At 55.5% G+C, this 25,654-nt stretch carries 36 protein-coding genes; 32 read left to right on the plus strand and 4 right to left on the minus strand.

The window, feature by feature from the left end; translation table 11 throughout:
• The first annotated feature begins 10 nt into the window (after positions 1 to 10).
• The 6 genes from AB1748_RS16075 to AB1748_RS16100 all read left to right on the plus strand — a co-directional run bounded on the left by AB1748_RS16075 (position 11) and on the right by AB1748_RS16100 (position 3,954).
• Positions 11 to 196, plus strand: a complete 186-nt coding sequence (locus AB1748_RS16075; RefSeq protein ID WP_337014162.1) for a hypothetical protein — start codon at positions 11 to 13, stop codon at positions 194 to 196.
• 99 nt (positions 197 to 295) lie between these two features.
• A complete protein-coding gene (locus tag AB1748_RS16080; RefSeq protein ID WP_367395752.1) occupies positions 296 to 562 on the plus strand; it encodes a hypothetical protein in 267 nt (88 codons plus the stop codon).
• Between the two features lie 244 nt (positions 563 to 806).
• The gene (locus AB1748_RS16085; RefSeq protein WP_367395753.1) at positions 807 to 989 is read left to right on the plus strand and encodes a hypothetical protein; all 183 of its coding nucleotides are present in this window, start codon (positions 807 to 809) and stop codon (positions 987 to 989) included.
• Between the two features lie 13 nt (positions 990 to 1,002).
• Entirely contained in the window at positions 1,003 to 1,575 is a 573-nt protein-coding gene (locus tag AB1748_RS16090; protein ID WP_367395754.1) for an ABC-three component system protein, read from the plus strand.
• Positions 1,569 to 2,069 carry an ABC-three component system middle component 5 gene (locus AB1748_RS16095; protein WP_367395755.1) on the plus strand — a complete coding sequence of 167 codons (501 nt, stop codon included), beginning with the start codon at positions 1,569 to 1,571 and terminating at the stop codon, positions 2,067 to 2,069. Before AB1748_RS16090 ends, AB1748_RS16095 begins: the two co-directional genes overlap by 7 nt.
• Positions 2,056 to 3,954 carry an AAA family ATPase gene (locus tag AB1748_RS16100; protein ID WP_367395756.1) on the plus strand — a complete coding sequence of 633 codons (1,899 nt, stop codon included), beginning with the start codon at positions 2,056 to 2,058 and terminating at the stop codon, positions 3,952 to 3,954. Before AB1748_RS16095 ends, AB1748_RS16100 begins: the two co-directional genes overlap by 14 nt.
• 26 nt (positions 3,955 to 3,980) lie before the next feature.
• On the opposite strand, the gene AB1748_RS16105 is transcribed toward AB1748_RS16100, so the two are convergent.
• A complete protein-coding gene (locus tag AB1748_RS16105) occupies positions 3,981 to 5,015 on the minus strand; it encodes a phage portal protein (RefSeq protein WP_367395757.1) in 1,035 nt (344 codons plus the stop codon).
• On the minus strand, positions 5,015 to 6,781 hold the full coding sequence (locus AB1748_RS16110) for a terminase ATPase subunit family protein (protein WP_367395758.1): 1,767 nt from the start codon (positions 6,779 to 6,781) through the stop codon (positions 5,015 to 5,017). The genes AB1748_RS16105 and AB1748_RS16110 overlap by 1 nt, the downstream gene beginning before the upstream one ends.
• Positions 6,782 to 6,923: 142 nt before the next feature.
• On the opposite strand from AB1748_RS16110, the gene AB1748_RS16115 reads away from it, so the two are divergent.
• From AB1748_RS16115 to AB1748_RS16170, 12 genes are all read left to right on the plus strand, one after another.
• The gene (locus AB1748_RS16115) at positions 6,924 to 7,781 is read left to right on the plus strand and encodes a GPO family capsid scaffolding protein (RefSeq protein WP_367395759.1); all 858 of its coding nucleotides are present in this window, start codon (positions 6,924 to 6,926) and stop codon (positions 7,779 to 7,781) included.
• Positions 7,782 to 7,825: 44 nt separating this feature from the next.
• The gene (locus AB1748_RS16120; protein WP_367395760.1) at positions 7,826 to 9,022 is read left to right on the plus strand and encodes a phage major capsid protein, P2 family; all 1,197 of its coding nucleotides are present in this window, start codon (positions 7,826 to 7,828) and stop codon (positions 9,020 to 9,022) included.
• Between the two features lie 3 nt (positions 9,023 to 9,025).
• Entirely contained in the window at positions 9,026 to 9,670 is a 645-nt protein-coding gene (gene gpM / locus AB1748_RS16125) for a phage terminase small subunit (RefSeq protein WP_367395761.1), read from the plus strand.
• A 99-nt stretch (positions 9,671 to 9,769) separates the two neighbouring features.
• Positions 9,770 to 10,234, plus strand: a complete 465-nt coding sequence (locus tag AB1748_RS16130; RefSeq protein WP_367395762.1) for a head completion/stabilization protein — start codon at positions 9,770 to 9,772, stop codon at positions 10,232 to 10,234.
• Positions 10,234 to 10,437, plus strand: coding sequence for a tail protein X (locus tag AB1748_RS16135; protein ID WP_367395763.1), 204 nt, complete (start codon positions 10,234 to 10,236; stop codon positions 10,435 to 10,437). Before AB1748_RS16130 ends, AB1748_RS16135 begins: the two co-directional genes overlap by 1 nt.
• A gap of 3 nt (positions 10,438 to 10,440) precedes the next feature.
• Positions 10,441 to 10,653, plus strand: a complete 213-nt coding sequence (locus tag AB1748_RS16140) for an HP1 family phage holin (RefSeq protein WP_367395764.1) — start codon at positions 10,441 to 10,443, stop codon at positions 10,651 to 10,653.
• Positions 10,634 to 11,143, plus strand: coding sequence for a lysozyme (locus tag AB1748_RS16145; RefSeq protein WP_211727612.1), 510 nt, complete (start codon positions 10,634 to 10,636; stop codon positions 11,141 to 11,143). Before AB1748_RS16140 ends, AB1748_RS16145 begins: the two co-directional genes overlap by 20 nt.
• A gap of 1 nt (position 11,144) precedes the next feature.
• A complete protein-coding gene (locus tag AB1748_RS16150) occupies positions 11,145 to 11,519 on the plus strand; it encodes a DNZ54_00345 family protein (RefSeq protein ID WP_367395765.1) in 375 nt (124 codons plus the stop codon).
• Positions 11,516 to 11,944, plus strand: coding sequence for an Rz-like lysis system protein LysB (gene lysB / locus AB1748_RS16155; RefSeq protein WP_192810375.1), 429 nt, complete (start codon positions 11,516 to 11,518; stop codon positions 11,942 to 11,944). Before AB1748_RS16150 ends, lysB begins: the two co-directional genes overlap by 4 nt.
• Positions 11,838 to 12,077 (plus strand): Rz1-like lysis system protein LysC, encoded by a 240-nt coding sequence (gene lysC, locus AB1748_RS16160; RefSeq protein ID WP_367395766.1) that lies wholly within the window; start codon positions 11,838 to 11,840, stop codon positions 12,075 to 12,077. Before lysB ends, lysC begins: the two co-directional genes overlap by 107 nt.
• Complete coding sequence (locus AB1748_RS16165) at positions 12,040 to 12,471, plus strand: phage tail protein (protein ID WP_367395767.1); 432 nt, start codon at positions 12,040 to 12,042, stop codon at positions 12,469 to 12,471. Before lysC ends, AB1748_RS16165 begins: the two co-directional genes overlap by 38 nt.
• On the plus strand, positions 12,464 to 12,910 hold the full coding sequence (locus AB1748_RS16170) for a phage virion morphogenesis protein (RefSeq protein WP_367395768.1): 447 nt from the start codon (positions 12,464 to 12,466) through the stop codon (positions 12,908 to 12,910). Before AB1748_RS16165 ends, AB1748_RS16170 begins: the two co-directional genes overlap by 8 nt.
• Here AB1748_RS16170 and AB1748_RS16175 read toward each other — a convergent pair.
• Entirely contained in the window at positions 12,907 to 13,791 is an 885-nt protein-coding gene (locus tag AB1748_RS16175; protein ID WP_367395769.1) for an FRG domain-containing protein, read from the minus strand. The genes AB1748_RS16170 and AB1748_RS16175 overlap by 4 nt on opposite strands.
• Positions 13,792 to 13,881: 90 nt before the next feature.
• Between AB1748_RS16175 and AB1748_RS16180 the strand changes: the two genes are divergently transcribed.
• The 14 genes from AB1748_RS16180 (at position 13,882) to AB1748_RS16245 (ending at position 25,131) form a co-directional block, all read left to right on the plus strand.
• Complete coding sequence (locus AB1748_RS16180; protein ID WP_367395770.1) at positions 13,882 to 14,460, plus strand: phage baseplate assembly protein V; 579 nt, start codon at positions 13,882 to 13,884, stop codon at positions 14,458 to 14,460.
• Positions 14,460 to 14,813: a GPW/gp25 family protein gene (locus tag AB1748_RS16185; protein WP_367396353.1), complete on the plus strand. Its 354-nt coding sequence runs from the start codon at positions 14,460 to 14,462 to the stop codon at positions 14,811 to 14,813. Before AB1748_RS16180 ends, AB1748_RS16185 begins: the two co-directional genes overlap by 1 nt.
• The gene (locus AB1748_RS16190) at positions 14,800 to 15,714 is read left to right on the plus strand and encodes a baseplate J/gp47 family protein (protein WP_367395771.1); all 915 of its coding nucleotides are present in this window, start codon (positions 14,800 to 14,802) and stop codon (positions 15,712 to 15,714) included. Before AB1748_RS16185 ends, AB1748_RS16190 begins: the two co-directional genes overlap by 14 nt.
• On the plus strand, positions 15,711 to 16,322 hold the full coding sequence (locus AB1748_RS16195; protein WP_367395772.1) for a phage tail protein I: 612 nt from the start codon (positions 15,711 to 15,713) through the stop codon (positions 16,320 to 16,322). Before AB1748_RS16190 ends, AB1748_RS16195 begins: the two co-directional genes overlap by 4 nt.
• Positions 16,319 to 17,752, plus strand: a complete 1,434-nt coding sequence (locus AB1748_RS16200) for a phage tail protein (RefSeq protein WP_367395773.1) — start codon at positions 16,319 to 16,321, stop codon at positions 17,750 to 17,752. Before AB1748_RS16195 ends, AB1748_RS16200 begins: the two co-directional genes overlap by 4 nt.
• Positions 17,753 to 17,757: 5 nt before the next feature.
• The gene (locus AB1748_RS16205; protein WP_367395774.1) at positions 17,758 to 18,222 is read left to right on the plus strand and encodes a tail fiber assembly protein; all 465 of its coding nucleotides are present in this window, start codon (positions 17,758 to 17,760) and stop codon (positions 18,220 to 18,222) included.
• Positions 18,223 to 18,352: 130 nt separating this feature from the next.
• Positions 18,353 to 19,522: a phage tail sheath protein gene (locus AB1748_RS16210; protein WP_367395775.1), complete on the plus strand. Its 1,170-nt coding sequence runs from the start codon at positions 18,353 to 18,355 to the stop codon at positions 19,520 to 19,522.
• A gap of 12 nt (positions 19,523 to 19,534) precedes the next feature.
• Positions 19,535 to 20,050 carry a phage major tail tube protein gene (locus AB1748_RS16215; RefSeq protein ID WP_367395776.1) on the plus strand — a complete coding sequence of 172 codons (516 nt, stop codon included), beginning with the start codon at positions 19,535 to 19,537 and terminating at the stop codon, positions 20,048 to 20,050.
• Between the two features lie 57 nt (positions 20,051 to 20,107).
• Positions 20,108 to 20,416 (plus strand): phage tail assembly protein, encoded by a 309-nt coding sequence (locus AB1748_RS16220; protein WP_245116041.1) that lies wholly within the window; start codon positions 20,108 to 20,110, stop codon positions 20,414 to 20,416.
• Between the two features lie 14 nt (positions 20,417 to 20,430).
• The gene (locus tag AB1748_RS16225) at positions 20,431 to 20,550 is read left to right on the plus strand and encodes a GpE family phage tail protein (protein ID WP_009086867.1); all 120 of its coding nucleotides are present in this window, start codon (positions 20,431 to 20,433) and stop codon (positions 20,548 to 20,550) included.
• Entirely contained in the window at positions 20,543 to 23,248 is a 2,706-nt protein-coding gene (locus AB1748_RS16230) for a phage tail tape measure protein (protein WP_367395777.1), read from the plus strand. The genes AB1748_RS16225 and AB1748_RS16230 overlap by 8 nt, the downstream gene beginning before the upstream one ends.
• Positions 23,245 to 23,730, plus strand: coding sequence for a phage tail protein (locus tag AB1748_RS16235; protein ID WP_367395778.1), 486 nt, complete (start codon positions 23,245 to 23,247; stop codon positions 23,728 to 23,730). The genes AB1748_RS16230 and AB1748_RS16235 overlap by 4 nt, the downstream gene beginning before the upstream one ends.
• Complete coding sequence (locus AB1748_RS16240) at positions 23,727 to 24,830, plus strand: phage late control D family protein (RefSeq protein ID WP_367395779.1); 1,104 nt, start codon at positions 23,727 to 23,729, stop codon at positions 24,828 to 24,830. The genes AB1748_RS16235 and AB1748_RS16240 overlap by 4 nt, the downstream gene beginning before the upstream one ends.
• Before the next feature lie 70 nt (positions 24,831 to 24,900).
• Positions 24,901 to 25,131, plus strand: coding sequence for an ogr/Delta-like zinc finger family protein (locus AB1748_RS16245; RefSeq protein WP_367395780.1), 231 nt, complete (start codon positions 24,901 to 24,903; stop codon positions 25,129 to 25,131).
• 148 nt (positions 25,132 to 25,279) lie between these two features.
• On the opposite strand, the gene rplS is transcribed toward AB1748_RS16245, so the two are convergent.
• Positions 25,280 to 25,627, minus strand: coding sequence for a 50S ribosomal protein L19 (gene rplS, locus AB1748_RS16250; RefSeq protein WP_111141453.1), 348 nt, complete (start codon positions 25,625 to 25,627; stop codon positions 25,280 to 25,282).
• Between the last annotated feature and the right edge of the window lie 27 nt (positions 25,628 to 25,654).

Below are 25,654 nucleotides of genomic sequence, written 5' to 3' on the forward strand. Positions count from 1 at the left end.
GGAGGGTTAGATGGACACTCAAGATTTGGCACCGATAAACCGCAAGATGGCTTGCGTTCAGTTCATTGCTGAGGTGTCGCTTATAGCGAATTGCAAGCCATCTGACATGAAATTAGCGATGAGTATCATCGCTGAGTTAGCGCATTCGAGCTGTGAAAAAGTCCCTGACGACGAGATTTTTTACGCTGCGGAATAGCATGAGTCCACAGCCAAGCATATTGATAACGTTGCTGGCGACAAAATTTATTTTTGGCGCTGGCAAGGTTGAACAACGAGTACCGCGAGGCGTTAGGCTATGGCCGGAAGCGATTCGAATTACCAGGTAGTTTACCGGGGCGAAAGCCTGACTGATTATGCGCCTGGCGGATTAGTTTTCTTTCAGCGGCCTAAAGAGAACGGTGGCGGCTTCTGGTTAGGCCGGACTTATGATGGTGTCTTCTGGCTTGAGATTTCTGCCCCTGTCTCTCTTTCGCAGGGTCTGCTTTATCTGCAGGCGCTACAAAATTCTGTCGCGGCCGATACAAAAATCACTGAGCCAGATAACAACCTGCCCCTGTTCTGACTCTTTGCAGGTGAGTGCATGTCTATGCTGCATGAATCCGCATGATCCCAAAAGGATCGTTTACCCTTTGGCCCGCCAGAACTGGCGGGCTTTTGTTTAGGTCATGCAGGTGCATGAAAACCACTCCATAAAGCGGGCAGGCGTGGCGGGGCTACGAGCGCGCGCAAAGATGTAATTTTTTATTGCTTGTTGTTATTTCTTTATGCAATTAGAATCCTCCGATTCAAAAACATAAGGATATCTCATGGAAATCATCACTCACGTTATTAGTTTCTTAGCTGGCGCTGGTGTTAGCTGGGCCTTAACTTTCACTATTTATAGTTACAAACTGAAATTAGTTAATATGAATCAAAACTCACCTACTCAAAACGATAACAAGGTTAAAAACGGTAGTGTTGTAGGTAGAGATCAAACTAATTCTCATTGAGGGAGTGATGAATGTGTTTAGCAAGCCCACGCAATCTAATAACCGTGTTCAAAACGGAAGCGTCGTTGGAAGAGATCAAAAAAATTACAATACCCATATCTATCGTAGCCCCAACCGAAGCTTGGAAAGACTTTATGGTAGGCTTTCAGAGGAAGTAGAAGTACAAGAAGGCGGAAATCTTGAGTTTAGCGATAAACTAAAACATTACTTCGCAAGCGATACCAATCCTGACGTTAGAGGTTTGGAAAGCAAACTTAATGATAGTCAAAGGGATGATTTGTTATTTTTCGCTCAAGATTTAAAAGAGAAAGCTTTTAAGCTTATTCTTAAAAGCCAATCTTCAAAGACAGCTCAGGAGATATATGCCATAATTTTAGATAAAATTCACACTGACTTTATGTTAAAGGTCAGGCCGTTAATTCAGTGTGATGAAGATCGGAATGTGGTTGATGAAAAAATATCATTAATGCTCGAAAGTATTAGTGATATGTTAGGCGATAATTTGCTAGAATTAACTGAGAAGGATCTTTTAGGTCTTCTTTATTTTCTCGGTGGTAATTGCCATGTAAGGTGGGACAAATGTTAGTATATCATCCAGCTTATGATGCATATCATTGCCTTTTTAGAATGATGTCAATCATTGAAAGGGTTGATGAAGTAGAAATAGACAAATTAAAAATGCTCGATTTCTATATTTTATTCCCATCTTTATTAAAATTAGTAAGAATGCCTAGGCAGTTTATTAAGGTAAAAAAGGATGCGGAAAGGATTAGAAATGAATATCATGACCCACTTAATCCTGTCGTGACCTTTAAAGATATGAAGCATATACAAGAGGCGGCTATAAAATGCATGCTAGCTGCTGGATACATTGATGCTGAATTTTACGGTGAAGGCGTTGTCAAACGTTCAAGTAAAATAATACCTTTAAATTTAAAGTCAAAAATGGACGAATTTATTAAGGATAGAGAACCTTTCTCTTCTTTCATAATTAAAAAGTTAGCCAAATTTCACCTAGTCGGCCCCGATGGATTGAAATCAAGAACACAATTAATGGAATATCGATATGACATATCTTAAACCCACTCTAATTGTCAATGAATTGGCAGTATTTCAAAACGGTCATGTAGCTTATAAATGCACTTTTCATAAAGGTGTTAACATTATTCGTGGTCGTAATAGTTCGGGGAAAACGACAATCATGGATATGCTGGCTTTTTCTTTGGGTGCTGAAAATATCAGATGGAAACCGCAAGCATTAAAGTGCACCATGACCTTGGTCGAGGTTTTATTAAATGACAATATTGTATGCTTGAAGCGTGAAATCTCTGCAGATCCATTAAGACCAATGTATATTTTTTGGGGCGGCATGGATAAGGCTTTAAATGCTGGGGTACATGATTGGGAACTATATCCTTTCAAAAGATCTGAAAACAAAATTAGCTTCACACAAGCTATATTTAATGCTCTTGATCTCCCTTTGGCACAAGGTGCAGGCTCATCGAATCTAACATTGCATCAGGTCCTGCGTGTGCTTTACGCCGATCAGCCTTCAGTTCATAGTCCTATATTTAGATTCGACAAGTTTGATAATGCTTTAACCCGCGAAACAGTTGGTGGTTATCTCTGTGGAGTTTATAATGATGAACTCTATAATGCGCAACTTGAGCTAAGAGAAACTGATACAGAGTTATCTAAAAAGGTATCAGAACTCAAGAGTATATTTAATGTTCTTGGACGTTCAGGACATGCGCCTGACATGCAAGGAATTGATGCCAGAATAGCAGAACTTACTGATCTCAGAGAAATTGAAAGTAAAAAAATAATCAATAGCAATAAAATAGAAGTAAAAAAAGAAGATAATTCTTTATCTGATTTAAGAGGTCAGCTTAATTCTGCCAAAACAGAATATTCAGATGTTAAAAGCAAAATACAATCTTTGGAATTTGAAATATCAGATTCTGAACTATTTATTCAAGAGCTTGAAGAAAGATTAAAAAACCTTGAGCAGTCTGGAGAGACTCGTGGTGTATTTGACAGCATGCATTTTGAGTTTTGCCCTAGTTGCCTTACAAAAATTAGTTCTCTAAATGAAAAGCATAGCTGTCATTTATGCAAATCAGAAGAACAAGATGACAAAGCCAGCAATCAACTTTTACGCATGAAAAATGAACTGGCGCTGCAAGTTCGTGAATCTAACCAATTAATGGTCAGAAGGCGCGAACAATTAGTCAAGCTCAAAAGAGAATTGCCATCATTAGAAAGCACTTTGAAAAGACTGGAGCAAGAGTTTTTCCAGAAGTCTAGTTATTGGGAATCTCCAATTGAAGCTGCAGTAGGTGAAATTTATCGTAGAATTGGCAGTTTAGATGAAGAAATTAAAACTGCATATGAAAATAAAAAACTAATAGTGGTAATTAATGAACTTCAAGAGCAGCGCGATAATCTTCAAAAAGAAAAAAACAGATTAGATGATTTAATTAAGCTTTATGAAAAGAATGAAGAAAGACTTAAAGAAAGTATCTATTCTTCAATTAGCAACATCACCAAAGAGTTGTTGCAGGAAGATTTACCATTGCAACGAGAATTCATTGATCCTGAAAATGTGGAATTTAGTTTTACAGATAACGCAGTATATGTGAACGGGAGCAGGAATTTCTCCGAAAGCTCGGCAGTGGTTCTTCGTCATATATTCCACTTAGCATTGCTTTCTGCGAGTATTGAACATCCTTCGATGAGATTACCAAGATTTTTAATGTTAGATGGTATTGATGACGGTGGTATGGAGAAAAGCAGAAGCCATAACTTGCAGGATGTTATTATTCGCGAATGTTCTCATTTTGAATGTGATTATCAATTGATTTTTGCAACCTCTGAGATTAACCCCAAATATCAAGAGAGCGAGTATGTTGTAGGTGAATATTATGAGCCAGGTGTAAATTACTCTTTAAAAGTCATGGCCTAAAAGAAGGCCGGGATTACCGGCCTTAATTAGACTAAATCATATGGTGAAAATTTAATAACATCTTCTCCCAACCATTCATTCAGCTCTTCAAAGCGCCTTTGCAATGGGATGAGCTCGTTGCGCACAAACACTTTGCTGGCCTTTTCAATGTCACCGAACCCGCCCGTGTTGCTGGGGATAATCCCCATCAGTTGAGGCGGCACGCGATGTACGGCCAGCATGTCATCGCGGCTCACGTTTTTGATGTTCAGGAATTCATCCTTCGCCGCCACCTCAGACAGCGGGATGATCTGGATGCCGTCCTTTTTCCCGTTCGGGCTGTACATAAACAGGTTACGGAAGTTGCCAGGGCCCTTAGCGCATTTCATGGCGCCGCGGATATTGTCCACGTCCTGCTGGCTCTGCGCCGGGTCGGTCATATACATGATAAAACCCGCATGGCTGCCGTTGAGGTAATACTTGCGGCGGAACAGCGTAGCCGACTCGTTCAGCAGCGCCGACGGGATGGCAGACAGGTAGCCCGGCAGGCCGTAAATCTCCTGATTGATGTCCGGCTCCATCAGGTGGAAGACACTGCCCTTCTCAAACTCATATGGCTCCGTGTTGATGCCATAGTGCGCATACCAGTAGGTATCAAGGTCCAGGCCGCGCCGGGTGAACTTCGCCAGCGACGGCTCCAGCTTCAGCACGTTACCGAGACGGCTGGTCCGCTTCTCCAGGTAGGCATTGCCGAAAATAAGATAATCCAGCGCAAAGCGGCTGAACGCCTGCTGACTCAGCAGCGGGTGCGGGATAAAGGTACTTGCCAGAATATTACACTTAACGCTGATGGGTGAGCTGTGATGCACTGCGGCGCGAAACGTGCGCGCCAGCCCGTCAACGCTCACGGGCGGTTCATACCAGCGATCATTGATAACGCACTCCACGTAGTCCAGCAGTTCGCGGCGGTCCAGCACCGGGATCGGGTCGCCAAAGGTAAACACCTCCGACGCTGCCCCGCTGGTCATGTTATCCGGCTGCGGCACGGGCTGCGTGCGGGTGCGGTTCCTGCGTTTGCTCATCAGTAAATCTCCACAATGTTCTGCGTGTGTGCCGCCTGTCCCTGCAGCGGCTCGTTTGCCAGCGCGTGCATGGTCGCCCAGGCCAAATCGCCGTGGCTGACTTCCTCGCTGCGGCTGGTTTCATAGGTCGGACGGTTGCCGCTGGCCGTGGTGGCCTTGCGGATAGACATAAACGACTGCGCAATGTCGAGGTGGCTGGCGTCAAACTCCAGCCGCCCGCTGGCGATGGTGTCGTAAGCCTTCAGCACCAGGGCGTTCTTCACGTTGGGGTTATATACAAACTCTTTTACCTGCGGGAAAAACGTTTTGACGTTCTCATACACGCCCAGCCCGACGCCGGTGGAGTCGATGCCGATATAGGTGACGTTATACTGCTGCGTCAGCGTCCTGATGGCGTCAGCCTGCGCCCGGAAGTCCATCCCGCGCCACTGGTGACGCTCAAGGATGCGGAACTTACCGCCCGGCACGGCGGGCGGCGCCATGACCACGCACCCGGCGCTGTCGCCGTTCTGCGTGCCCTTCGCCGGGTCATAGCCGATCCAGACTTCCTTCCAGCCAAACGGGCGCAGTGCCAGCGCCTCAAAGTCGGTCCAGACTTCCCAGCTGTCCACCATGCACTTCTGCAGCATGGCCAGCTGGAAGACCGACGCCAGATCGTCCATAAAGACGCACATCAGCAGGTTCTGGTAATCCTCCGGGCTGTAGCGCGTGCGCAGCTGCTCCAGGTCAAACAGGTCACAGCCGCCACGCACCGCATCTTCAACGGTGACGATCTGGCGAAACTGACCGTCTTCACAGAGGCGGCCGGCGGCCAGTGACTGATGGCTGAGGTCGATATCAACCCGGTCCGCTTTGGCCCGGCCTTTGTTGAACTGCGAACCGGACCAGAACGGATAGGCGCTGTGGGTGAGGCTGGAGGGCGTGGAAAAGTATGTTTCGCGCCATTTCTTGTGCAGCGCCATGCCGGACGCCACTTTCTGCAGTTCCTGAAACTTGGGAATCCAGAAATATTCATCCAGGTAAAGATTGCCGTGATAGCTCTGCGCGGTGCGGGCGTTGGTGCCTAAGAAGTACAGGCACGCGCCGTTACTTAGCGTCATCGGATCGCCCTTCAGGTCTACGTCAACCTCGCGGGCAAATTCGATAATGTACTGTTTAAAGACGTGCGCCTGCGCCTTACTGGCCGACAGGAAAATCTGATTGCGCCCGGTGGTCAGCGCATCGATCAGCGCCTCGCGGGCAAAAAAGAATGTCGCCCCGATCTGGCGCGACTTCAGCAGGTTGCGGACCGAATATTTATTTCCGGCCTCCCACCACTGGCGCTGGTAGCCGAACATCGAGCCGTGGAAAACTTCCTGCAGCTTCTCGATCTGTTCGTCGCTGAACAGATTCTTTTCTGGGGGCTTGCGCGGGCCTTTGTTCCGGTTCTCCACGTTGGGGTTAAGGTCCGCTTCGTTGCCGCCGTTGCTAAACTTACCGATCCGGGCGTGGCGCTCAGACTGGCGCGCCAGCAGGTCAATTTCTTTAAAGTCTTTCCCTTCCTTCTGCTCCTTCATGATGAGCTGGCAGTAACGTGCGGCGGTGGTCAGCTGCATCTGATCCAGCGGGCCGTAGTCGCCCCACTTATCGCGCTTCTTCCAGCTGTGAACGGTTGCGGGTTTTTCTCCCAGCATTTCAGCAATGCGGGCGATGCGGTATCCCTGAAAGTACAGCAGTAAAGCCTGCCTGCGGGGATCGAGGTCGTCGGGGGCGGGTGTCATGTTCATGCAGCCAAAATACGGCCCCGCCGCCACCTTTTCTGCTGCCCCTCATTGTGTGGTTTCCCGCACAACGTCCGCGCGTTGTTTCGATACCCCTGCCGCCGCAAACATAGGGCCTCACAGAGTTTTACTGACCGGAGCCTGGACAATGGCAAAGAAAGCAAAGCGTTTTCGTATCGGGGTGGAAGGTGCCACCACGGACGGGCGCACCATCGAGCGCAGCTGGCTTGAACAGATGGCGGCAAATTACAGCCCTGAGCTGTACACCGCCGTGATCAACATGGAGCACATCAAGGGCTATACGCCTGACAGCCCGTTTCGCCGCTTTGGTGTGGTAGAAGCGCTGGACGCAGAAGAAATCAGCGACGGCCCGCTGAAGGGCAGGCTGGGGCTGTATGCCGTGATTAACCCGACGGATGAACTGGTCACGCTGACCGGTGCCATGCAGAAAACCTTCACCTCTATGGAAATCCGCCCGGAGTTTGCGGACACCGGCGCGGCCTATCTGATTGGCCTGGCCGTGACCGACGATCCGGCCAGCCTCGGCACCGAAATGCTGCAGTTCAGCACCAGCGCCGGGGCGAACCCGCTGGCAAACCGCAAGCAGCATCCTGACAACGTTTTCTCTGCCGCTGAGGAAACCCTGATCGAGTTTGAGGACGTGGCAGACGAAAAGCCCGCCCTGTTTGCCCGCATAAAGGCGATGTTCAGCAGACAGCAGCAGACCGACGCGGCCCGCTTCAGCGACGTGCATCAGGCCGTGGAGCTGATTGCCACGGAGCAGCAGGACCTGAGCGCGCGCCTTGAAACGGCACTGAGCGAACAGGCTGACAGCCTGAAATCACATTTCAGCAGTGCGCTGGGTGAGGAAGTGCTGAAGCGCGAACAGCTGCAGGCGGACTTCACCGAACTGCAGCAGCAGCTGAGCCGGGAAGATGGCCGCCAGCAGGTCCGCCCGCGCACGCCGGGTAACGGCAGCGGCGGCGAAGTGCGCACCGACTGCTGATACAGCGGCGGCAAACCTTTTTAACGAACAGAGAAAGCAGAGCGATGAAAAATACTACCCGTTTTAAGCTGAATGCTTACATGTCGGTGCTGGCAGAAATCAACAAGATTGACCTGTCCGCGCTGAACAGCAAATTCACCATTGAGCCGTCCGTGTCGCAGACGCTGGAAAGCAAAATTCAGGAGTCGTCCGCGTTCCTGCAGGCCATCAACATCATGCCGGTCAGTGAGCAGAGCGGTGAACGGCTGGGGCTGGGGATCGGCACCACCATTGCGGGCACCACCGACACCACCCAGCAAGAGCGCGAACCGACCGACCCGACTTACATCGACGGCGACGGCTACAAATGCACGCAGACCAACTTTGACACGGCGCTGCCTTATTCAAAGCTGGACATGTGGGCGAAGTTCAGCGATTTCCAGGTGCGCATCCGTGACGCCATCGTGAAGCGTCAGGCGCTGGACCGCATCATGATCGGCTTCAACGGCCTGAAGCGTGAGAAAACCTCCAACCGCGTGCAGAACCCACTGCTGCAGGACGTGAATATCGGCTGGCTGGAGAAAATCCGCCAGGAAAAACCGGCGCAGGTGCTGGGCCAGCACATCGGTGACGACGGCAAAGTGGTATCGGACAAAATCACCGTCGGGATCGGCGGCCTGTTCCGTAACCTGGACGCGGTGGTGATGGGCGCGGTGTCAGAAAAAATCGGCGTGCAGTACCAGGACGACACCGAACTGGTGGTGATCTGCGGACGCCAGCTGCTGGCTGACAAGTATTTCCCGCTGGTCAATCAGAGCCAGCCAAACACCGAAGCACTGGCCGCTGATCTGATCATCAGCCAGAAGCGCATCGGTGGCCTGCAGGCGGTGCGCGCGCCTTACTTCCCGGCCAATGCGCTGCTGATCACCCGCCTGGATAACCTGTCCATCTACTGGCAGGAAGAGACGCGTCGCCGTTCCATCATCGACAACCCGAAACGTGACCGCATCGAAAACCTTGAGTCGGTTAACGAGGCCTACGTGGTCGAGGACTACGACTGCACCTGCCTGGTGGAAAACATCGAGCTGCTGGAGCAGGAGCCGGAAAAAGCGCCGGGTGAGATGAGCGACGCGGAAATCGCACGTATCGCCGCCGTAGCGGCCAGCGTGGTCAAGTCCATGAGCGGCTCGGACAGTTCAGCCGCCAGCGCGGAAACCACGCAGACCGGTGATGCCGGTGATGGCAGCAAAGGCGGAGCGTAACCCGTGACCAACCCTTTCCGCGCGCATACGCGCTTTATTCAGGCACAGGAGGCCGCCCGGTCGGGCGGCAGTGGCCGCAGCACAAAGAGCTATGACCTGATGCTGCTCCAGCTGAACGAAGACCGCCGCCGCCTAAAGGGCATTCAGTCCAACGTCCGTAAGGCCGAAATCAAGGTGGAGGTGCTGCCGAAGTACGCCGCCTGGGCTGAGGGCGTGCTGAGTGCTGACGGCGCGCAGCAGGACGACGTGATGATGTACGTGATGCTCTGGCGCGTTGACGCCGGTGACTATGCCGGTGCGCTCGCGATTGGTCGCCATGCGCTGAAGCACGGCTGGACGATGCCGCTGGGACACCGCACCACCGCAACGGTGCTGGCTGAAGAAATTGCCGACGCGGCAAAGGCCGCCGTGCTGGCGAAGACGCCGTTTGATCCGGCCCTGCTGCTGGAGGCGCTGGAAGCTGTGGACGCACACGACATGCCCGATCAGTCACGCGCCCGTCTGCACAAGTCCATCGGCTGGGTGCTGACGGAAAGCAGCCCGGCGTCCGCGCTGAACCATCTGAAGCGCGCCCTGCAGCTGGACGAGAAGTGCGGCGTTAAAAAAGACATTGAACAGCTGGAGCGGAAGATCCGCAACGCCAGCTGATAACCGGACGTGCCCACGCGCGGGGCGGCACGGGGTGGCGACAGGCAGCGCCGCATCAAAACCCCGTCCACCGCCCACCTATTCAGGAGAAACAGAACGATGGAATTTATCGCGCCACAGAAGGCGACGGGAACGCCGGACATTATCCCCAACAACTCATTCTGGCCCGACGTTGATCTGGCGAAGTTCCGCAGCGTCATGCGCGTTGACGGCACCGTGACGCCGGAGCGTCTGCGGCAGGTGGTACTGACCGCGATGGCGGAGGTTAACGCGGAGCTTTACCCGTGGCGTGAGCGGCAGGAGCTGGCCGGGCGTAACAGTCTGGCCGACGTTCCGGCGGAGCGTCTGGCCGGTGTGAGCGTGCGGCTGCATCACTATGAAAATGCGGTGTGGTGCTGGACCCGCGCGGTGCTGAACGAGCGTTATCAGGATTTTGACGCCACCGCTGCCGCAGCGAAGCGCGGCGAAGAACTGAATGATGCCAGCGGCGATCTCTGGCGTGATGCGCGCTGGGCCGTCAGCCGCGTGCAGGACATGCCGCACTGCACCGTGGAGCTTATCTGATGAAGGTGCGTGCGCAGCAGTATGACACGGTGGACGCACTCTGCTGGCGTCACTGCGGGCGCACGCAGGGCATGACGGAACAGGTGCTGCAGGCAAATCCGGGGCTGGCGGAGCACGGTCCCCTCTTACCGCACGGGCTGGAAGTGGAGCTGCCGGACGTGACAGCGACGGCCACCGTCCAGGCCGTCCAGCTTTGGGACTGAATCATGTGGGAAAAAATCAGCACCTTTATGACCTGGTGTATTGCGGTGGTGATGGCGTGGCTGGGCGGCATGGACCTGAAAGACGTGTCCACCGTGGCCGGTGTGCTTATCGGCCTGCTGATGGCGCTCATCAGTTGGTACTACAAACACAAAACCTACCAGCTGCTGGCAAGCGGGCGCATTACGCGGAGGGAGTATGAATCTGCAGACCGTTAAACGCTGCGCCGTGGGCGTGGTGCTGGCACTGGCTGCCACGATGCCCGGTTTTCAGCAGTTGCACACCTCTGTGGAGGGGCTGCGGCTGATTGCCGATTATGAGGGCTGCCGCCTGCAGCCGTACCAGTGCAGCGCGGGAAAGTGGACCGACGGGATCGGCAACACGTCCGGCGTGGTGCCGGGTAAATCCATCACGGAGCGGCAGGCGGCGGGGAATTTCATCACCAACGTGTTGCGCACTGAGGCGGCACTGGCGCGCTGCGTGGCGGTTTCCATGCCGCAGCAGGTTTATGACGCGCTGGTGTCGCTGGCGTTCAACGTGGGAACCGGCAACGTGTGCGGCTCCACGATGGTGGCGCTACTGAAAAAGGGTAAATGGCGCGAGGCGTGTTATCAGCTGCCGCGCTGGGTGTACGTGAAAGGCGTCTTTAATCAGGGGCTGGATAACCGGCGCGGGCGTGAACTGGCATGGTGCCTTAAAGGAGTCTGAGATGCAGATGGTAAAAAAATGGTGGTTTACGGCGTTACTCACCGTCCTGCTGACGCTGGTCAGTATCAATAATGGCAGCTTTGCGGGCTATCCGCTGGCGGCCCTGCTCTGGGCGGAGTTTATAGCCTGGGCTTTCATCGGTTTTTCCGGGCTGTGCTGCGCCGCCACGCTGACCGGCGGAGAGCGTAAGCGGACGTTTGCCTGGCTGCTGAGGTTTGCGCAGCTGGCTGACCGCGTGCCGCTCAGGTGGTATCACCGCGTGATCGTCGCTCTGGTGATGTGGACAGCAGGATGGCAGCTGGCGGTTCTCATGAGCATGAATGCTCTGTTTTATCGCTGGATGATCAGGCCAGAGCTGAAGCGGGTAGCGGCATGACGCGCGCACTGGCGGCCATCGTGCTGATCCTGCTGGTATTCGCTGGCGTGCAGTCTTACCGGCTGAGCAGCGCCCACGGCAGGATCGATGCGCAGCAGACCACCATTGCGGGCCAGGGCAAAAAGCTGAGCCAGAAAAACAGCCAGCTGATCGCCCTTAACATTCTGACGCAGACCAGCAGCCAGGCGCAGACGCAGCTTTACGCCGCCGCCGAACGCAACGGCCAGCTGCTGCGCGACCGGCAGCGAAAGATTGAGGAGCTGAAACGTGAAAATGAAGACCTGCGCCGCTGGGCTGATGCCGCTCTGCCTGATCCTGTTGTCCGGCTGCGCCAGCGACCGGCCCTCTCAGGAGGTGAATCTTACCGTGAGTGGCTGTCCGAAAATCACCCGCTGCCAGCTGGACCCGGCAGCACCGCGCACTAACGGCGACCTTGTGGCCCTGCTGGACGAAACGGAAGCCGCCTGGGCGGCGTGTGCCGGTAAGGTTGATACCATCATCAGCTGTCAGGAAAAAGACGATGAACAAGCCGCAGTCCTTACGCAGCGCCCTGAATAAGTCGGTCCCTTATGTGGCCGACAACCCGGACCGCCTGCACCTGTTCGTGGACAGCGGGCAGGTGGTTGCCACGTCTGCCCCGTCCCTGTCGTGGGAATATCGCTACACGCTGAACGTGGTGATCACCGACTTCACCGGCGATCAGAACCTGCTGATGGCCCCGGTGCTGTTGTGGCTGCGGGAAAACCAGCCCGACGCGCTGCAGAACAGCGAAGAGCGCGAAAAGCTGTTTTCGTTTGAGGTGGATATTCTGGCAAACGACCGCTGTGACATCAGCATGGATCTGAAACTGACAGAGCGCATTGTGGCAACGACGGTGGATGGTAAAACCAGCATTGAGGCGGTGCCGGAACCGGACGTGCCGGAGGAAGTCTGGACGGTGAAACGTGGCTGAACTGCATGAAGTGGATGCCTGGCTGGCGGCGCTGCTGTCGCAGCTGGAACCGGCGGCACGGAAAAAGATGCTGCGCGAGGTGGCGCGCGACGTGCGCCGGATTCAGCAGGCAAACATCACCGCGCAGCGTTCCCCGGACGGCACCGCATGGGAACCGCGCCGCGTAACAGCCCGCAGCAAAAAGGGGCGCATCCGTCGCGGCATGTTCGCAAAAATGAAAACGGCAAAGTATCTGAAGGCGCAGGCGAGCACAGACGCCGCAGAGGTGGCCTTTGTTCCGGCGGTACAGAAGCTGGCCCGCGTCCATCACTACGGCCTGCGGGACCGGGTAAGCCGTCACGGCCCGGTGGTGAAATATGCGGAACGTCCGCTGCTGGGCGTGAATGACGATGTAGAAAGTATGGTGCGACAGATACTTCTGAGATTTTTAAATGACTAAAGTCTTTCTAAAAAACTGCGTGCTTTCCCATGATTAATTTCATCCTGTATTGCTCTTCCCGCCCCATCAGCCGAAGGGTAAATATCAGCCGCACTGAAGCCAGCTTTATAAAGTAAGCGGAAAGCCTCAGAGGCTTCAGTAACAGGCAGTGTATACTTAAAAAATATTGGGTGACATAGGTCAGAGGTTAATTCATGCAAGCTGGTTATAGTCGTATTTCCACCTCTTTTCCCATTATTCGGGTGTATAGTAAAAAGGCCGTACTGTGCAGCAAGATGTGGGCTTATCGAGCCTGCAGAAGTGTGAATTTTTATTTGAGAATGTAGCCCTAGCTGTTCAGTATTCAAAGCCCATAAAGCCAGCTTACTTTCCTTATTCCACTCGCGGTGATTGGCTAAGCACGAGCTTACAGCGAAATATAAAGCTGTATATGCGAGTCGCGTCCAGTCCAATAACCTTGTAGGAACGCCATGATGTTGAGCCATTGCCATTAAATCTAATAACTCTGGGTTAGGCCATAATGACGGATTGATGAACCATTTACTTTGGTTATCTAAATCTAAGTTAAGACTTCGAAAAGATTGACTGTCACCGGGAATACTTACTCCTATCCGATCACAGGCTTTAACGAAAGAGTTTAATAATAAAAGTTCATTTGCCACGATGTCGTTTGACTTAGGTTCCCCTCCCATAAAAATACGAGCTGAAAAATCTCTGAGCACAGATGGTATTAAACCCCATGTCGCGTCAGCTTGCCCCCTGTAAACAATATCATCAACACAATTAGGATCAATTTTTTGAGTTGGGGAGAGTGCATCCCAAAGTTTTTTTGCGTCATTAAATTCACGCAATTCATAAGTGCTGTAGTTTCGCTTTTCCATCTGCATAGCCTCATCAAAAAAGCCTTTGTATCAGATGCCACACAAATACTCACGATCCCTTTTACCTGTGACTAATGCCAGTCTTTAGACATGAACGAAAAACTCACCGAAATCATGCGCCTTATCACCAACCTGATCCGCACCGGCACCGTGTCCGAAGTGGACCCGGTGAACTGGCTGTGCCGGGTGAAAACGGGCGACCTTGAAACCAACTGGATTAACTGGCTCACTCTGCGCGCCGGTAGCACCCGCACATGGTGGCAGCCCACCGTCGGGGAACAGGTTGTGCTGCTGAGCCTGGGCGGCAATCTTGAAACCGCGTTTGCGCTGCCCGCCATTTATTCCGAAGCCTTCCCGCCGCCCGACTATTCAGAAGACGGCACCACCACCGTGTTTAAGGACGGCGGCTGGTTCCAGTACGAGCCGGAAAGCGGCCAGCTGCTGATAAAAAATATCAAAAGCGTGCGCATTGAGGCGGCAGATGGCATTCAGCTGATAACCGACGCGCTGGGGATAGAAGCCAGCCAGACGCGGATCAACAGTGACACCACGATGAACGGCGACGTGACGCAGGGTGGCGGCAAGATGAGTTCAAATGGCGTGATTGCTGACAAGCACGCACACGACAAAGTGAAAGCCGGTGGCGACATTTCAGGAGAACCAGTGTGATGTATCTCGGCATGAACCGCGACACCGGCAAAGCCATTACCGACATCGATCACATACGGCAGAGCATACGCGACATCCTGATCACCCCGGAAGGCAGCCGCCTTGCCCGGCGTGATTACGGTTCGATGTTGTCCGCGATGATTGACTGGCCGCAGAACGATGCCACCAAACTGCAAGTAATGGCTGCCACCTATACCGCACTGAGCCGCTGGGAGCCACGCATCCGGCTGGCCTCGGTAAACATCACGCGCAATGCGGACGGCTCTATGCAGGTAGATCTGACCGGCCAGCGTGATGACGGTTCGGCGGTTGCTATGTCTGTGCCAGTGGGGGTGAACAGTGGCGGTAATTGATCTTTCCCAGCTGCCTGCGCCGCAGATTATTGAGGTGCCGGACTTTGAAATGCTGCTGGCAGAGCGTAAAGAGGCGCTGATTGCGCTTTATCCGGCGGATGAACAGGCCGCCATGCGCCGCGTGCTGGCGCTGGAGTCCGATCCGATTGTTAAAAGCCTGCAGGAGAGCGTCTACCGGGAAATTCTGCTGCGCCAGCGCATTAATGAGGCGGCGCAGGCGGTGATGGTGGCTTACGCCATTGGCAGCGATCTGGACCAGATGGCCGCCCGCAATAATGTGCAGCGCCTCACCGTTACCCCTGCGAACCCCGACGCGGTGCCGCCGGTGGATGCGGTAATGGAGTCAGACGACGCGCTGCGCGTGCGCGTGCCGGAGGCGTTTGAGGGGCTGAGCGTGGCCGGACCAACGGGCGCGTATGAGTTTCACGCTAAAAGCGCCGATGGCCGGGTGCAGGACGTGTCCGCCATCAGTCCGTCACCGGCGACGGTGCTGATCACCGTCCTGAGCCGTGAGGGCGACGGAACGGCGGCAGCGGATTTGCTGACTACAGTGGACACCGCGCTGAACGCAGACAGCGTGCGCCCGGTGGCCGACCGCGTGACAGTTCAGGGGGCGACCATCCGCAGCTACAGCGTGAAGGCCAGGCTGCACCTGTTCGACGGCGTGGCCGCCGGTCCCTGCCTTGAGGCGGCAAATGCGAAGCTGGCCGATTACCTGACCGAGCAGAAAAAGCTGGGCCGCAGCGTGCGGCGTGAGTCTTACGGGGCGGTGATGCGCGTGGCCGGTGTGGACTGGGTGGAAATCACCGAACCGGCGCAGGACATCATCATGGACCGCACGCAGGCAGGCTACTGCACCGGCACGGATGTGTCCGTAGCGGGCGATCAGGGGGTGACATGAGCAACAGCAGCCTGATGCCACCCGGTTCGTCTGCGCTTGAGCGCCGCCTGGCAGAAGCCTGCAGCGGCATTTCCGGGCTGAGCGTGCCGCTGCGCGACTTATGGAACCCGGCCACCTGCCCGGTGAGTTTTCTGCCCTATCTGGCGTGGGCGTTTTCAGTAGACCGCTGGGACGAAAGCTGGGCGGAAAGCGTCAAGCGGCAGGTGGTCGGCGATGCGTTTTACATTCATCAGCACAAGGGCACCATCAGCGCCATCCGCCGCGTGGTGGAGCCTTTCGGCTTCCTGATCCGCGTGACCGAGTGGTGGAAAACCAGTGAGCTGCCCGGCACGTTCCGGCTGGACATCGGCGTGCAGGACCAGGGCATAACCGAAGAAACCTATCAGGAACTGGAGCGGCTGATCAGCGATGCCAAACCCTGCAGCCGTCACTTGCTGGGGATGTCCATCAATTTGCAGGTCAGTGGCGAAACGCGGATAGCGGCGGCCAGCTATGACGGTGATGACCTGACCGTTTACCCGTACACCCCGGAACTTATCTCCGTCAGCGGCGCATTCTATGGCGGCGCGGCGGTTCACGTTATTGACCTGATGGAAGTGGGACCATGACACAAAAATACTATGCGATTGTAACCAGCCAGGGCGCCGCAAAGATTGCCAATGCTGCCGCGCTCGGCACAAAACTGAATATTACCCATATGGCAGTGGGTGACGGTGGCGGTACGCTGCCGACGCCGAATGCCAGCCAGACAAAGCTGGTTAACGAGGTGCGCCTCGCGGCTATCAACACATTAAGCGTAGATCCTGCGAATGCTAACCAGGTTATTGCCGAACAGGTGATCCCGGAAAATGAAGGTGGATTCTGGATCAGGGAGATGGGCCTGTTTGACGCCGATGGAACACTGATTGCGGTATGTAACACGCCGGAAACCTACAAGCCCGCGCTGCAGGAAGGCAGTGGCCGCACGCAGACCGTGCGCATGATCCTTATTGTGAACAGTACTGACGCGATTACCCTGAAAATTGACCCGTCCGTGGTGCTGGCAACGCGGCAGTACGCTGATAGTAAGGTCAGTCAGGCGGTGATCGAGGTCAGGCAGTACGCTGACGATCTGATGGCTAAACATCTTGCCGCCGCTGACCCGCACAAGCAGTACGCGCCAAAAGAAAGCCCGGTATTCACTGGCACGCCAAAAGCGCCTACGCCCGCCACGGGTAACAGTTCAACGCTGCTTGCCACAACGGCTTTTGTGCAGGCCGCTATTGCGCAGCTGGTAGCATCTTCCCCGGAGGCGCTGGACACGCTGAACGAACTGGCGGCGGCGCTGGGTAACGATCCGAATTTTGCCACCACAATGACCAATCAGCTTGCGGCGCGCGCGCTGCTTGCGGGTAACGTTAATCAGCAGTTTTCTGTCAAAGACGCCTCCGCAGATGGACATGCAGTTAATCGCGGGCAAATGAACACTGCACTGGCTTTGCGCGCCCTGCTGGGCGGTTCGGCATCCCAAAAGTTCCTTGTGATGAGTGCGCCCACGGATGGCAGCGCCGCCGTGCCGGTTTCGCTGCTGAATGACGGACTGAGTAAAAAAGCCAACGTAAATGGCAATGACCAGACAGATTTTTATGTGCGCAATAACGGCGAAACAAACGCCGCTGTAAGCAATGCCCGCCTGAGTTACGTTCTGGGAGGCTATGCCTATAAGGGCGGTGACGCTGGTCAGGGTTTTGCCGTGGCGGGCGGTACAGGAGCAAACAGCGCCGTTGCTTACGGGCAGTTTCAGGCGGGCACTAACGGAAACGGCGCATGGATTAAGCTGCCGAACGGCGCGCAGTGGTGCCGTCAGAACCTGAGTATACCGGCAAAGACCAACGTCATCTGGACATACCCGGCAGGCTTTACGGCCCCGCCGGCCATATTCATAACCGGCATCAACGGCGATCCGGCGGTATGGTCAACGGGCGTTGGCGCGGGCAACGCCGGTATCTATAACAACAACGATTCGGCCCTTAACGTTAACCTTCTGGCTATCTGGTGATGAGCATGAGTGAACATGATAAGTTTTCAGCTGAGCCGCGTGAGGCGGACCAGGTTCAGCCTTTTGAGAATCGTTACTTTGTATCGGTTAACGCAGAGCAGTACGTTGACGCCATGATGATTGCCTTCAGCCAGGCCGATGCGGAGAACTATTCAGCCATGGAGCTGGCAGAGCTGACGCTGGCGCAGTTTGAATCTGTCGGGCAGGATTCCCAGCTTATCAATGGCGAGATTGTGAAGGGCATGCCCATGATTGCTGAACTCAGCACGCAGGCGAAGCAGGCCATCCTTAACGCACGTCTGCGCGAAGCTGCGCAAAAAGTGCAGGTGCTGCAGGATGCAGTTGATCTTGAAATGGCAACGGATGAGGAAAAGACGCAGCTGACGGCATGGAGAAAATACCGCGTAATGCTGAGTCGTGCAGATGCGGATACTCAATCGCCGGAAGAATGGCCGCAGCCGCCAGGCTGACAGCGACAGCGCCCGGAGGGGCGCTTTTTTTCAGCCTTACCTTGTGTGATTCGCCACACAATGCCCGACGGGTGCGCCCGCCCCCGCGACCTTTCACCATAGCGGAACCCCTTCACAGGAGAACCGCCACATGGCAGATGATTATCACCACGGCGTGCGCGTTGAGGAAATCAACGAGGGCACCCGAACTATTACTACCGTCAGCACCGCGATTGTGGGGCTGGTCTGCACCGGCGACGACGCCGACGCGGCCACCTTCCCGCTGAACCGCCCGGTGCTGTTAACCGACGTACACACCGCCAGCGGCAAAGCCGGGGAATCCGGCACGCTGGCCCGCTCACTGGACGCCATTGCGGATCAGTCGAAACCCGTCACCGTCGTTGTGCGCGTGCCGCAGGGCGAAACCGAAGCGGAAACCACCGCCAACATTATCGGCGGCGTGACCGACGGCCAGCGCACCGGCATGAAGGCGTTGCTGGCTGCGCAGTCCGTCTGTGGCGTAAAGCCCCGCATTCTGGGCGTACCGGGCCACGACACAAAAGCCGTTGCCACCGAGCTGCTGAGCGTGGCGCAGGATCTGCGCGGCTTTGCCTACCTGTCCGCGTACGGATGTAAAAGCGTTGAAGAGGCGATTGCCTACCGTGCCAACTTCAGCCAGCGCGAAGGGATGCTGATCTGGCCTGACTTCATCAGCTTTGACACCGTGCTGAAGGCGGACGCGACGGCCTACGCCACCGCCCGCGCGCTGGGGCTGCGCGCCAAAATTGACGAGCAGACCGGCTGGCATAAGTCCCTGTCAAACGTGGGCGTGAATGGCGTCACCGGCATTTCAAAAGATGTCTTCTGGGACCTGCAGAACCCGGCCACCGATGCGGGCCTGCTGAACCAGAACGACATCACCACGCTGATCCGTAAAGACGGCTTCCGCTTCTGGGGTTCCCGCTGCCTCAGTGATGACGCGCTGTTTCAGTTTGAGTGCTACACCCGCACCGCACAGGTGCTGATGGACACGATGGCAGAAGCGCAGATGTGGAGTGTTGACGGTGCGCTGAACCCGTCGCTGGCCCGCGACATCATCGAGAGCATTCGCGCGAAGCTGCGCAGCCTGGTGAATCAGGGCTATCTGATTGGCGCGGACTGCTGGCTGGATGAAAGCGTGAACGATAAGGACACGCTGAAGGCGGGCAAGCTGCTGATTGATTACGACTACACGCCGGTGCCCCCACTGGAAAACCTGCTGCTGCGTCAGCGCATCACTGACCAGTATCTGGTCGATTTCAGCAGCCGCGTCAGCGCGTAAGGAGACGGAAAGATGGCATTACCCCGCAAACTCAAGCACCTGAACGTGTTCAACGCAGGCAACAACTGGCAGGGGCTGGTTGAGTCCGTGACGCTGCCGAAAGTTACCCGCAAGTTTGAAAAGTATCGCGGCGGCGGCATGGCCGGTGCGGTGGATATCGACATGGGCCTGGACGACGGCGCGCTGGATACGGAGTTCACCGTGGGTGGCACCGAAGCGCTGCTGTTTAAGCAGCTTGGCACCGAAACCGTGGACGGCATTCAGCTGCGCTTTACCGGCTCCATTCAGCGCGACGACACCGGCGAAGTGCAGGCGGTCGAGCTGGTCACGCGCGGACGCTATAAGGAGCTGGACTCAGGCGAATGGAAAACCGGCGAATCCAGTACCACCAAAGTGTCGGCAACCAACAGCTACGCAAAGCTGACCATCAACGGTGAAGTGGTTTACGAGATCGACATCGTGAACATGCTCCACATCGTGGACGGTAAGGACCTGATGGAAGCGCACCGCAACGCGCTGGGCCTGTAATCACACCGGCAGGCGCTGCGCCTGCCGCTTATCTCTCTTATTAAACGGAATCGCATCATGACAGACAAAACTGCACCAAACGAAAAGGCCGTCGAGCTGGACACCCCGATCCTGCGCGGCAAAACCGAAATCACCTCCGTCACCGTGCGCAAGCCGCAGTCCGGCGCGCTGCGCGGCACCCGCCTGCAGGCATTGCTGGACATGGACGTGAACGCACTGATCACCGTGCTGCCGCGCATCACCACCCCGGCGCTGACCACGGCGGAAATTAACGAAATGGACCCCGCAGATCTGGTGAGCCTGTCGGTAGAGGTGGTCACTTTTTTGCTGAAGAAGTCGGTCCTGTCGGATTTAGCGACGGCCTGACGGTAGACGATCTGGTGGCGGACATTGCCACCGTCTTTCACTGGCCGCCCTCCGTTACCGAATCCATGACGCTGACCGAGGTGCTGGAGTGGCGGCACAAAGCAATCCTGCGACATGGGGCCAGCGATGAGTGATAAAAATCTGCGTCTGCAGGTCGTGCTGGGCGCGGTCGATAAGCTGACGCGCCCCTTCCGCATCGCCCGAGACAGCACCCGTGAGCTGGCTGGCACGCTGCGCGACACCCGCAACACCCTGAAAGAGCTGGACGCGCAGGCCGGGCGTATTGACGGCTTTCGTAAAACCCGCTCACAACTTGCCATCACCGCTAACAATCTCAAGGCCGCCCGCGAAGAAGCGGCGCGGCTGGCCGTGCAGTTTACGGAAACAAACAGGCCCACAGCTGCACAGGCCCGCGTGCTGGAGCAGGCAAAAAAACGCGCCAGCCAGCTGCAGCAGACTTACAACGGGCTGCGCCTGTCGGTGCAGCGTCAGCGTGAGGCGCTGGGCGCTGCCGGTATCGACACGAAGAAACTGAGTCAGGCACAGCGCGAGCTTAAAAGTCAGGCTGACGAGGCGCGCGCCGCGATTGACCGGCAGCAGCTGTCGCTTAAAAAGCTGGGAGAACGGCAGGCAAAGCTGAGCGCGGCACGTGAGCGATATTCCCGTTCGCTTGAGGTACGCGACCGCGTGGCCGGTGCCGGTGCGGCAACGTCTGCCGCCGGGCTGGCAATGATTGCGCCCGTTGCCGCCGCCGTAAATTCATCAGCAGACATGGAAGACGCCATGAAGGGCGTGGCAAAGCAGGTTAACGGACTGCGCGACGACAAAGGAAATCGTACAAAACAGTTCTATGACATGCAGGCCGCCATCAAGGCCGCCAGTGAGCAGCTGCCGATGGAAAACGGCGCGATTGACTACGCCGCGCTGGTTGAGGGCGGCGCGCGCATGGGTGTGACCAACCAGAACGATTCTTACGAGGATCAGAAGCGTGATTTGCTGGCCTTTGCCACCACGGCGGCGAAAGCGTCAACCGCGTTTGAGCTGCCCGCCGGTGAGCTGGCCGAAGGGCTGGGCAAGATTGCGGAGCTGTATAAAATCCCCACGCGCAACATCGAGCAGTTGGGCGACGCGCTGAACTACCTGGACGATAACGCCATGTCCAAAGGTGCAGACATCATCGACGTGCTGCAGCGTATGGGCGGCGTGGCCGACAGAATGAACTTCCGTCAGGTAGCGGCGCTGGGTTCCACCTTCCTGACGCTGGGGGCCACCTCTGAGATTGCGGCCAGTTCTGCTAATGCCATGGTGCGCGAACTGTCTATAGCCACGATGCAGAGTAACCGGTTTATGGACGGCATGGACCTGCTGAAGCTGGACCCGGCAAAGATTGAAAAGCAGATGACCACGGACGCGATGGGCACCATCATGCGCGTGCTGGAAAAGGTTAAAAAGCTGCCGGACAGCAAGAGAGTGCCCGCGCTGACGATGCTCTTTGGCAAGGAGTTCGGCCCTGCAGCGGCAAAGCTTGTCAATAACATGCCAGAGCTGCGCCGCCAGCTGGCGCTGACGCAGGGGGATGCCGCAAAGGGTTCGATGCAGAAGGAGTCTGACATCAATAAGGACTCGCTTTCTGCGCAGTGGATGCTGACTAAAACCGGCGTTTCCAACACCATGAGTGGCCTGGGCGATTCGCTGCGAACGCCGCTGATGGACATCATGAATCTGGTGAAGAAAGTCACCGGCATGACCCGCCGCTGGGTGGAAAACAATAAGGAGCTTGCAGGAGCACTGGTTAAGGCTGCTGCAGTCATATCAGTAATTGTGCTGGCGCTGGGTACGCTCATGATCGGCCTTGCAGCTGTGCTGGGGCCGATGGCGCTGCTGTGGCTCAGCTTTAACGTGCTGGGGATAAAAGCGTTCAGCGCATTCGGATTAATAAAAAGCGCCATCGGCATAGTGGGTAAAAGTGTGCTGTGGCTGGGGCGGCTGATGTTCGCAAACCCGATCCTGGCCGTTATCGGACTGATTGCCACCGGGGCGCTGCTTATCTGGCAGAACTGGGACACGCTAGGCCCGAAACTTGCCGCGCTGTGGGATGGTATCAGCACAAAGGTCAGCAGTGTCTGGACCGCGATCCGCACCTACATCACCACCAAATGGGATGAGATTGTTTCCGATGCGAAAGCGTTGCCCGCGCGTTTTCAGGAGGCGGGTTCACAGATGATTGACGGTCTGATGGCGGGCATCAGTCAGAAGTGGGACGCCATCAAAAACAAGCTGTCTTCACTGACCGACTACCTGCCGGACTTTCTGAAGCCTGGCGGCGATAAGTCCGGCGCACCGCAGCTGCCGCGACCGGCAACAGTAAAAGCAGGTAGTGGTGTATCCCTGCCGCCGGGCGGATTCCCCGGATTTGCGGGCATGTACGACAGCGGCGGCTTTATTCCGTCCGGCCAGTTCGGCGTGGCTGGTGAGAACGGGCCGGAGCTGGTTAGCGGTCCGGCGAACGTGACCAGCCGCCGGAGCACTGCACGGCTGGCAGCACTGGCGGCGCTGACGCTGGGTGGTGCCGGAGCGACGGCGGAAGCGAAGCCGCTGCACCCGCTCAGTCTGCCGGTACAGGCGTACCGGCAGGAAGCACCGCGCATGAGTGGCATCGCTACACAGGGAGCTGCACCGCAGATTCACGCCTCCTTCACCATCGTGCAGCAGCCGGGGCAGAGCCAGCAGGATCTGGTTGATGAAGTGATGCGCAGGCTTAAAGCAGAACAGAGTAAGGCTGAGGCGCGGGAGCGCAGCAGCTACCGCGACAGAGGGGGATTTGACGAATGATGATGACGCTGGGCTTATTTGTTTTCATGCTGAAAACGGTTCCCTATCAGGAGCTGCAGTATCAGCGCAGCTGGCGCTTTCCCTCAAACAGCCGCGTGGGCTTCAGGCCGTCGCTGCAGTTTTTAGGCCCGGACAACGACACGCTGACCCTTTCCGGCGTGCTGCTGCCAGAGATTACCGGCGGAAAGCTGTCGCTGTTCGCGCTGGAGCAGATTGCGGAGCTGGGCCGCGCCTGGCCGCTGATTGAAGGAAGCGGAACGATTTACGGCATGTTCGTGATCGAAAGCCTTAATCAGACTAAAGCAGAATTCTTCAGCAGCGGCGTGTGCCGCCGCATTGAATTCACGCTGACGCTGAAGCGCACCGATGAATCGCTGGGTGAGATGTTTGGCAGTCTCAGCGATCAGCTGTCTGCGATGCAGGGCGCAGCAGCCAGCGCCGCCGGTAAGCTGGGCGCGGCTGCAGGAGGGTTATTCTCATGATGTTCAGCCCTTGGATTAACGGCCAGCAGAACTCCCCCGCATTCCGCCTGACAATGGACGGGGCAGACATCACGCAGAAGCTGGAAAAGCGTCTGCTGAGCCTGACGCTCACGGACAACCGGGGCTTTGAGGCGGACCAGCTGGACATCGAGCTGGACGACGCGGACGGCCAGCTGCAGCTGCCGCGCAGGGGCGTCATGCTCTCACTGTCGCTGGGCTGGCAGGGAGAGGCGCTTTTTCCGAAAGGCAGCTATACGGTAGACGAAATCGAGCACAGCGGCACGCCTGATCGGCTGACACTGCGGGCACGCAGCGCGGACTTCCGACAGACGCTTAACACGAAGCGGGAGAAGTCCTGGCACAAAACCACTGCGGGCGAAATTGTCCGGGACATCGCCGGGCGCCATAAGCTGAAGGCGGCAATGGGGGAAGACATGGCGGCAACAGAAATTGACCACCTTGATCAGACCAACGAATCAGACGCCAGCTTTGTGATGCGCCTGGCTAAACAGTGTGGCGCGGTGGCCTGCGTCAAGGACGGTAATCTGCTGTTTATCCGGCAGGGCCAGGGTAAAACGGCAAGCGGTAAGGCGCTGCCGGTGATCACTCTTCAGCGCAGGGACGGGGACAGCCACCGCTTCACCGTGGCGGACCGCGACGCTTATACCGGCGTTATCGCCAGCTGGCTGCACACACGCGAACCGACAAAGAAGCCGGTGGCGAAGGTGAAGCGCAGGAGACGTAAAGCCCCGGTTAAGAAGAAAAAGGAACCGGAAGCGAAGCAGGGGGATTACCTGATCGGCACAGATGAAAACGTGCTGGTTTTAAGCCGCACTTATGCGAACCGGGGCAATGCAGAAAGGGCAGCCAAAATGCAGTGGGAGCGCCTGCAGCGTGGTGTGGCAACCTTCTCGATCCAGCTGGCGAAAGGACGCGCTGAGCTTTACACGGAAATGCCGGTCAGAGTGAGCGGCTTCAAACAGCAGATAGATGAAGGGGAATGGATCATTACAACGCTGACGCACAGCCTGAGCGCGGACAGCGGATATATTACTAATATTGAACTCGAAGTAAAAATCGAGGACTCCACATTGCAATAGCAATATTAATTATCCTTTTGGATAATATGAAGGTATGATCAAGCTAAATAATCAACAGGGCGAATCCTAAATGATGAATTGTCCAAAGTGCTCTCATGCTGCACACACTCGTAGCAGTGTTGTGCTCTCTGAGAACACAAAAGAACGTTACAATCAGTGCCAGAACATAAACTGCGGATGTACTTTCAAATCACTGGAAACCGTAACAGATATAATTATGTGTCCAGGCAGAGTAAATCCAGTACCGCCCCACCCTGCCCGTGGAGGCCATAAAAAATCCCAAGGCCAACTCTGGCTCTAACCCGCTTCGGCGGGTTTTTTAATGCCTACGACTGACTACAAGAATAAACCTGCGTAGCCAATCCGTGGACAAGGCACATAAAAAAGGGGCTGGCATCACGCCAACCCCTTGTTTGCTATTAACTTTTAGATGTCGCGTTAGCGATACCTTAGTTAAGACGCTCTTTAATACGAGCAGACTTACCAGTACGCTCACGCAGGTAGTACAGTTTGGCTTTACGCACAGCGCCACGACGTTTAACAGCGATGCTGTCAATAACCGGCGAGTGAGTCTGGAATACACGCTCAACGCCTTCGCCGTTAGAAATTTTGCGAACAGTGAATGCAGAGTGCAGACCGCGGTTACGAATAGCGATAACCACGCCCTCGAATGCCTGCAGACGTTTTTTAGAACCTTCAACGACCCATACTTTCACTTCCACGGAATCACCCGGGCGGAAGGAAGGTACGTCCTGTTTCATCTGCTCTTGTTCAAGTTGCTTGATAATGTTGCTCATAATTAAATCTCATATCCTGGGTAAACT

It is taken from the genome of Pantoea sp. Ep11b, assembly GCF_040783975.1.
Lineage (GTDB): Bacteria > Pseudomonadota > Gammaproteobacteria > Enterobacterales > Enterobacteriaceae > Pantoea.